At 44.5% G+C, this 6,611-nt stretch carries 12 protein-coding genes; all 12 read left to right on the top strand.

Translation table 11 applies throughout. The features are described 5' to 3' along the window. Nucleotides 1-309 precede the first annotated feature (309 nt). The 12 genes from rpl3p to QXD64_02975 are packed head-to-tail and all read left to right on the top strand — an operon-like array spanning nt 310 to nt 6,605. A complete protein-coding gene (gene rpl3p, locus QXD64_03030) occupies nt 310-1,407 on the top strand; it encodes a 50S ribosomal protein L3 (protein ID MEM3396289.1) in 1,098 nt (365 codons plus the stop codon). A 13-nt stretch (nt 1,408-1,420) separates the two neighbouring features. Continuing rightward, on the top strand, nt 1,421-2,251 hold the full coding sequence (gene rpl4p, locus QXD64_03025) for a 50S ribosomal protein L4 (protein ID MEM3396288.1): 831 nt from the start codon (nt 1,421-1,423) through the stop codon (nt 2,249-2,251). A 2-nt stretch (nt 2,252-2,253) separates the two neighbouring features. Continuing rightward, nucleotides 2,254-2,511: a 50S ribosomal protein L23 gene (locus QXD64_03020; GenBank protein ID MEM3396287.1), complete on the top strand. Its 258-nt coding sequence runs from the start codon at nt 2,254-2,256 to the stop codon at nt 2,509-2,511. Nucleotides 2,512-2,522: 11 nt separating this feature from the next. Further along, nucleotides 2,523-3,236, top strand: coding sequence for a 50S ribosomal protein L2 (locus tag QXD64_03015; protein MEM3396286.1), 714 nt, complete (start codon nt 2,523-2,525; stop codon nt 3,234-3,236). A 4-nt stretch (nt 3,237-3,240) separates the two neighbouring features. After that, nucleotides 3,241-3,696: a 30S ribosomal protein S19 gene (locus tag QXD64_03010; GenBank protein MEM3396285.1), complete on the top strand. Its 456-nt coding sequence runs from the start codon at nt 3,241-3,243 to the stop codon at nt 3,694-3,696. Between the two features lie 9 nt (nt 3,697-3,705). Then, nucleotides 3,706-4,155 (top strand): 50S ribosomal protein L22, encoded by a 450-nt coding sequence (locus QXD64_03005; GenBank protein MEM3396284.1) that lies wholly within the window; start codon nt 3,706-3,708, stop codon nt 4,153-4,155. A gap of 2 nt (nt 4,156-4,157) precedes the next feature. Next, a complete protein-coding gene (locus QXD64_03000) occupies nt 4,158-5,081 on the top strand; it encodes a 30S ribosomal protein S3 (protein ID MEM3396283.1) in 924 nt (307 codons plus the stop codon). A gap of 1 nt (nt 5,082) precedes the next feature. After that, nucleotides 5,083-5,301 carry a 50S ribosomal protein L29 gene (rpmC, locus tag QXD64_02995; GenBank protein MEM3396282.1) on the top strand — a complete coding sequence of 73 codons (219 nt, stop codon included), beginning with the start codon at nt 5,083-5,085 and terminating at the stop codon, nt 5,299-5,301. A gap of 3 nt (nt 5,302-5,304) precedes the next feature. Beyond that, nucleotides 5,305-5,604, top strand: coding sequence for a stress response translation initiation inhibitor YciH (yciH, locus tag QXD64_02990; GenBank protein MEM3396281.1), 300 nt, complete (start codon nt 5,305-5,307; stop codon nt 5,602-5,604). After that, complete coding sequence (locus QXD64_02985) at nt 5,601-5,855, top strand: ribonuclease P protein subunit (GenBank protein MEM3396280.1); 255 nt, start codon at nt 5,601-5,603, stop codon at nt 5,853-5,855. Before yciH ends, QXD64_02985 begins: the two co-directional genes overlap by 4 nt. A 4-nt stretch (nt 5,856-5,859) precedes the next feature. Continuing rightward, entirely contained in the window at nt 5,860-6,210 is a 351-nt protein-coding gene (locus tag QXD64_02980; protein MEM3396279.1) for a 30S ribosomal protein S17, read from the top strand. After that, nucleotides 6,207-6,605, top strand: coding sequence for a 50S ribosomal protein L14 (locus QXD64_02975; GenBank protein MEM3396278.1), 399 nt, complete (start codon nt 6,207-6,209; stop codon nt 6,603-6,605). The genes QXD64_02980 and QXD64_02975 overlap by 4 nt, the downstream gene beginning before the upstream one ends. Nucleotides 6,606-6,611: the final 6 nt, after the last annotated feature.

The following is a 6,611-nucleotide window of genomic DNA, read 5'->3' as shown; positions in this document are numbered from 1 at the left end:
ATATATTTTTTTAGTTCGGACGATATATGGACTTGTTGTGTTGACATTCCATCCCCTCTGGTTGATTTTAGAGCGGGGATGGATTTTTTTCTATTCAAACTTTCTATGAACTTTCCGAAGTCATGGTACATCCTAAAAAACCTTATATACTACATATATTTGGAATAACACACTCAATATATAAAAACGGATTCACAACCAGACGCATACGGGATATGCGAAAGCATCCCAGAGTCCTGCAGCAAATGGTTGTGTGCTGGACAGATGGCGTCACGGTTGGAATACCGACTGCGAAAAAAGGTGGTATAAATGGCTAAAAGACATCGTCCAAGACGTGGATCGCAGGCATTCTCGCCTCGAAAACGTGCGAAGAGCCACATTCCGAAATTCGGAAGCTGGGCAGAGATAGACGGAGAGCCAAAAATACAGGGCTTCATGGGTTATAAGGTAGGAATGACCCATGTGCTGATGATGGATGAAAGAAAGAGAAGCACTACAAGTGGTATGGAGGTCCAGACCCCTGTAACAATCATCGAGACCCCTCCTATGAGAGTAGCCGCAATAAGGGTATACGGTCGAAAGGATGGGGCACTCTATACACTTACAGAGGCCTGGGCTGGTAGCATAGACAAGCATGTATCGAGGAGATTACCTATTCCTGAGAAATACAATGAGAAAAAAGCTCTAGAAAAAATGGAAAAATACAAGCACTTGGTAGAGGACGTGAGAATTATCGCTTACACTCAACCCTGGCTTATCACAGGTGTACCGAAAAAAGTGCCCGACATTATTGAACTGAGGATTGGAGGTGGCACAATCGCCCAGCGGTTAGATTATGCAAAGAATCTGCTGGGTAAAGAAATTCTGTTTTCTGATTTTGCAAAGGATGGCACCTATGTTGATGTGGCCTCTATCACAAAAGGTAAGGGGTTCCAAGGTCACATTAAGAGATGGGGTGTAAAACTCCAGCCAAGAAAGAACAGCAAACACAGAAGAATGATAGGCACACTTGGACCCCACTTTCCAAGCTATGTCATGCCCACTGTCCCACAAGCAGGACAGATGGGATATCACCAACGCACAGAACTCAACAAACTTTTGCTAAAAGTAAAAATAAGTAAAGAAACTATTGAAAAAATGAAGGGCAAAAAGGCAAAGGAAGATGAAAAGAAGGAGGCGAAGGAGGAGAAAAAGAAGGATGAAGTAGACATATGGGATAACATAACACCTCCTGGTGGTTTCCTCCATTACGGGGTAATTAGAAGTGATTTCGTAGTTGTAAAAGGTTCTGTGCCTGGGCCCACAAAGAGAGCGGTGGCATTCAGAGATGCAGTAAGAAAACCGGGTGTAGCAATGCCTGAGCCAAAGGTTACCTATGTATCAAAATCGCCACAGCAGGGCGCATGAGGAGGTGGATCGAATGCCAGTAAAGAAAGTTAAAAAAGTGTCTGTTGGTGCTGATGGAGAAAAAGTAAATGTTTATTCTGTCAAAGGCGAAAAGGTGAAGCAAGTATCTCTTCCTCCTGTGTTCATGTCACCAGTACGGACTGACATAATTAGGAGGGCGTTCCATGCCATACTTTCAAATCGCCGTCAACCATACGGGAGATATGCTTATGCGGCTCAGCCCTACGGTGCCCACAGGATACCAGGAATGAAGAGGTCTGTAGAGTGGGCCGGAAAGGGAAGGGGTGTATCCAGAGTGCCAAGATTGAAGGATAGTATGACTGGCTCTCAGGCCCCTAACTGCGTAGGTGGGAGAGCAGCCCATCCCCCAAGGGCAGAGAAAGACTGGAGCAAGAAAGTGAACAAGAAAGAAAAGTTGCTTGCAAGAAGGGCAGCGTTAGCAGCGACTAAAGACATTACAATGGTGAAAGCACGAGGTCATAGATTTGCAGATAAGCTCACATTGCCAGTAATTGTAGAAGGCGATGGAGAAGGAATGGACAAGACAGCAGTTGCGACGGAATTTCTAGAAAAAGTTGGGCTATCTCCTGATGTGGAAAGAGCGAAGCAAGGAAAGCATGAGAGAGCAGGAAAGGGGAAAATGAGGGGCAGAAGATACAAAGTACCCAAATCGATTCTTGTTCTTGCAGAAAACACGAAAAATTGGGCAGGTTTGCAGAACTTGCCTGGTGTTGACGTTGTAGATGTGAAAAATGTGAATGTGGAGCATCTGGCACCTGGTGGTGTGCCTGGGAGATTAACCATAATCTCTGAAAAAGCACTTGAAAAATTGGCAGGGTGGTAGAAATGGAAGATAGAAGAATCCTGTTGTATCCAATCCACTCAGAAAAAACCTCAATTGCAATGGAAAAGGAAAACAAGCTTGAATTCAAAGTACCCATAGACGCGACTAAGAAGGAAATCAAGGAGGCTGTGGAGAAAAAGTACGGAGTGAAGGTTGCGAAGATTAACACAAAGATTGATAAGAACGGAAAGCGTGCTCTTGTGAAGCTGGCTTATCCATATAAGGCAGAGGAAATCGGAATGAAAATTGGAGTGATGTGAAGGTGGTGTGAATGGGCAAGAGAATAATCCCAAGGAGAAGGGGGCATGGTTCCCCTGTATATCGTTCGCCGAGCCACAGACACCATGGACCGATAAAATATCCTGCACTGAAGGTAACGGGTGTGGGTGTTGTTAAAGACATCGTACACAGTCCTGCCCACACTGCACCTGTGGCAGAGGTGGAAATGGAAAATGGTGAAATTTACAGATTTCTAGCAGTGGATGGATTAAAACTTGATTCAAAAATCTACATAGGTGAGAACGCACCAATCGAGCGTGGAAACATCCTTCCACTGAAGAAGATTCCTGAAGGTACTTATGTGTACAACCTAGAGCTTGTGCCTGGTGACGGAGGTAAACTCATCAGATCAGCGGGTTCTGCAGCCCTTGTGGTGGCTTCTTCCCAGGATAATGTAGTCGTCCAACTCCCGTCGGGACAGTTCAAGACAATAAATGGAAACTGCAGGGCAACTGTAGGAATTGTTGCTGGTGCGGGTAGAAAGGAAAAGCCATTCGCCAAAGCAGGTAAGAAAGTTCATGCATTTAGTAGTTTGGCAAAAGCACCGTTTAAAGTTAGAGGTGTGGCAATGAATCCTGTTAACCATCCATTTGGTGGTGGTTCTCATCAGCACATTGGCAGACCTAGCACAATATCTTCAGGTGCATGGCCAGGACAGAAAGTAGGAAGATTGGCACCAAAGAGAAAGAAATTGAAGAAGAGGTGAAAAGATGGTTGGTGAAGGTGGCACCAAAGCAAGCAGAAGAAAGGAAAGAAAGAAGAAGAGTGTAATCCAGGCAAGGAGAAAAAAGGAATTCACATATCGAGGTTACACATTAGAAGAACTCAAGAAGATGACGCTCGAAGAACTACTTGAGGTATTGCCAGCAAGGGCAAGGAGAACCCTCCAGAGAGGTTACAATCCAGAACAGATGGCTTTCGTTCAGAAATTGCGAAGTGCTGAAAATGAGGTGGTAAGAACTCACTGCAGAGACATTGTAATAGTACCAGAGTTTGTCGGAAAAAGAGTTGCAGTTTACAACGGGAAGGAATACAAGGAATTCGAAATAAGGCCAGAAATGATTGGCCATTACATCGGAGAGTTCTCACTTACAAGAAAGTTTGAGAAGCACTCAGGGCCTGGTGTGGGTGCAACTCGCAGTTCCAAATTCCTGCCGCTGAAGTGAGGTGAAAAAATGGGATATACCTTTAAGACAGACCCCAAAAAGCATGTAAAAGCGTATGGCAAGGAGTTACCAATTTCACCAAAGAAGTCCTATGAAATCTGCAACGCAATTAGGGGTATGACACTGCCAGAGGCAGAGAAATTCCTCGAGGATGTGATCGCACTGAAGCGACCAGTAAAAATAAAACGATACACCTATGGAGCACCACACAAGAAGGGTAATGGACCAGCAAGGTACCCTGTGAAGCCAGCGAAATACATTTTAAAATTGTTGAGAGAAGCAAGGGCAAATGCAGAATCCCTTGAAATTTTTGATCCTGACAATATGAAGGTGAAGGTTATAGCCGCATCTCGCGGCACAATTCAAAAGGGCTACATGCCTAGAGCACATGGCAGAAGCTCACCCTGGCATGAGCAGACCACAAATATTGAAATAATTCTTGAACAGATGGAGGAATGACCTTGGCAACAGAGAGAAAATTTGTTAGAGAAAATATTCGCAGGGTGCTACTCAAAGAGTATCTGATGCGAGAGACAGAGCGTGCAGGATTTGGTGGACTTGAAGTCCAGCGAACTCCAATGGGCACAAGAGTGGTTCTTTATTGTGAGCGGCCTGGCTTTGTGATAGGCAGAAAGGGTGGTGCAATAAAGGACCTCACCGCCGCAATAGAGCACACATTCAAATTTGATAACCCTCAGATAGAAGTGCTGGAGGTTAAAAATCCTGCACTTAACGCCCAGATTATGGCAAAGAAACTAGCAATAGCACTAGAAAGGGGATGGCAGTATAGAAGAGCAGGACATTCTACAGTGAGAAGAATAATGGATGCAGGCGCACGAGGGTGCCAGGTGATAATATCAGGAAAACTCGCTGGAGAGAGGCATAGGACTGAGAAGTTTAGAGAGGGCATGATAAAATACTGTGGTGATTCTGCCCTTAAATTCGTTGAAAAGGGTTATGCAGTGGCAAAGCTAAAGCCGGGAATTATGGGTGCCACCGTCTGGATAATGAGACCCGATGCAAAGCTCCCAGATGAAATCAAGATTAAGGAACCAATCGCACAGGCAACCCAGACCCCTGCACCTCCTTTTGAAAGCACAGCACAACCAACTCAAGAAGGCCAAACAGCAGCTACAACACCCGCATCTGCAGTCACAGAAAAGTCGGCAGTGCCTAAAGCCGATATTTCAATTAAGCCAGAGAAGATCAGAGTTAAGTCCAAATTGAAGCGGCAGATTGCATCAGAACTAAAATCCCTCAAAGAAGGAGAAGTTCCACCAATTGAGGAGGACTTGATTGATGTAGAAGCTGTTGAATCAGAAGATGTAAGTGATAAAAAAGAAGAAGAAAAAGAAAAATCCTCGGAGAATAAGGAGGTGAATTGAGTTGCCAGCCCTAAAAGCAAAGGATTTTAGAGGAATGTCACCAGAAGAGAGAAAGAAAAAACTGGTGGAGCTTGAAGATGATTTAATGCATGAAAGAGGTGTAGCCGCAATGGGTGGTGCACCTGCTAACCCTGGAAAACTTCGTGCAATTCGAATCCAAATTGCACGAATGCTCACGGTCATGAACGAAGAAAAAAAGAAGACAAAAGGAGGAGAATAAAGAATGCCAGGTGTATGTCCAGTATGCGGGCTACCAGAAGATCTGTGCATATGCGAGCAGATAGCTAAAGAGACCCAACAAGTTAAGGTCTACACAGACAAGCGAAGATACGGGAAAACAGTGACAATAGTTGAGGGAATAGACGGTGCAGACATAGACATGCATGAACTTGCAAGAAAGCTGAAAACAAAATGCGCTTCTGGTGGTACTGTGAAAGATGGAAGAATAGAACTGCAGGGCGACCATAAGAAAAAGGTCCAGGATTCCCTTGAGGAGCTTGGATTTAAGGTGGAGGTAAAGTGAAAAAGTGGTTGAAACATGAGTTTATAGGGCATGAGATAGAAATTGTCTCTGCACCACAAAAATCCCTGGTTGGTGTAAGGGGTGTTGTGGTCGACGAGACAAAGAACATGCTCGTGATTCATGTAGAAGGTGAAGACATGAAAATCCCGAAAAAAAATCTGCTGTTCAAAATCCTTCCAACAAACTATGTGATTGATGGGAATAGAATAAAGTTTCGACCAGAGGATAGAATCAAAAAAATAAGAAGGTGAAATTATGGCTGACAGAAAGGCAAGAAATATTGGCATTGAGGTACCATTGCCAGAAAAAAGCTGTGACGACAAACACTGCCCCTTCCACGGCACTCTTCCTGTGAGAGGGCAGATTATAGAAGGAGTTGTGGTCTCTGATAAGATGCAATCAACTGTGGTTGTGAAGAGAGAGTATCTTTGGTATCTCAAAAAATATGAGAGATACGAGAAGAGAACAAGCAAATATACTGCTCACGCACCGCCCTGTCTGGGTGTGAAAACTGGAGACCATGTGAAAATAATGGAGTGCAGACCTCTCAGCAAGACGGTTTCGTACGTGGTGATAAGCGTAGAGAAAAGAGGTGAGGAGAAATGAAGGGACTTCCAGGCAGACAGACAAGAGGTTTACCAAAAGGAGCAAGATTGGAGTGCATTGATAACACTGGCGCAAAGGTAATTGAAATCATTGCTGTGCCAAAATATCATGGTTCCCATAGAAGGTATCCTACTGCAGCCATTGGAGATATTGTGGTCGCATCAGTGAAGAAGGGAACACCAGAAATGAGGAAACAAGTGGTCTATGCAGTTATTGTGCGTCAAAAAAGACCTTTTAGGAGACCTGACGGCACCATGGTCCAGTTTGAAAACAACGCTGCGGTAATAACTACAGAGACAGGTGAGGTAAAGGGCTCTGATATAAAGGGGCCAGTAGCAAAGGAAGCGGCAGAGCGCTGGCCAAGAATTGCCGCTGTTGCTTCAATAATTGTTTGAGGTGAT

Source organism: Thermoplasmata archaeon (assembly GCA_038874435.1).
Taxonomy (GTDB): domain Archaea; phylum Thermoplasmatota; class Thermoplasmata; order Lutacidiplasmatales; family SKW197; genus SKW197.
Note: the sequence above shows the minus strand (reverse complement) of the source record. Positions and strands in the feature narration are given on the sequence as shown.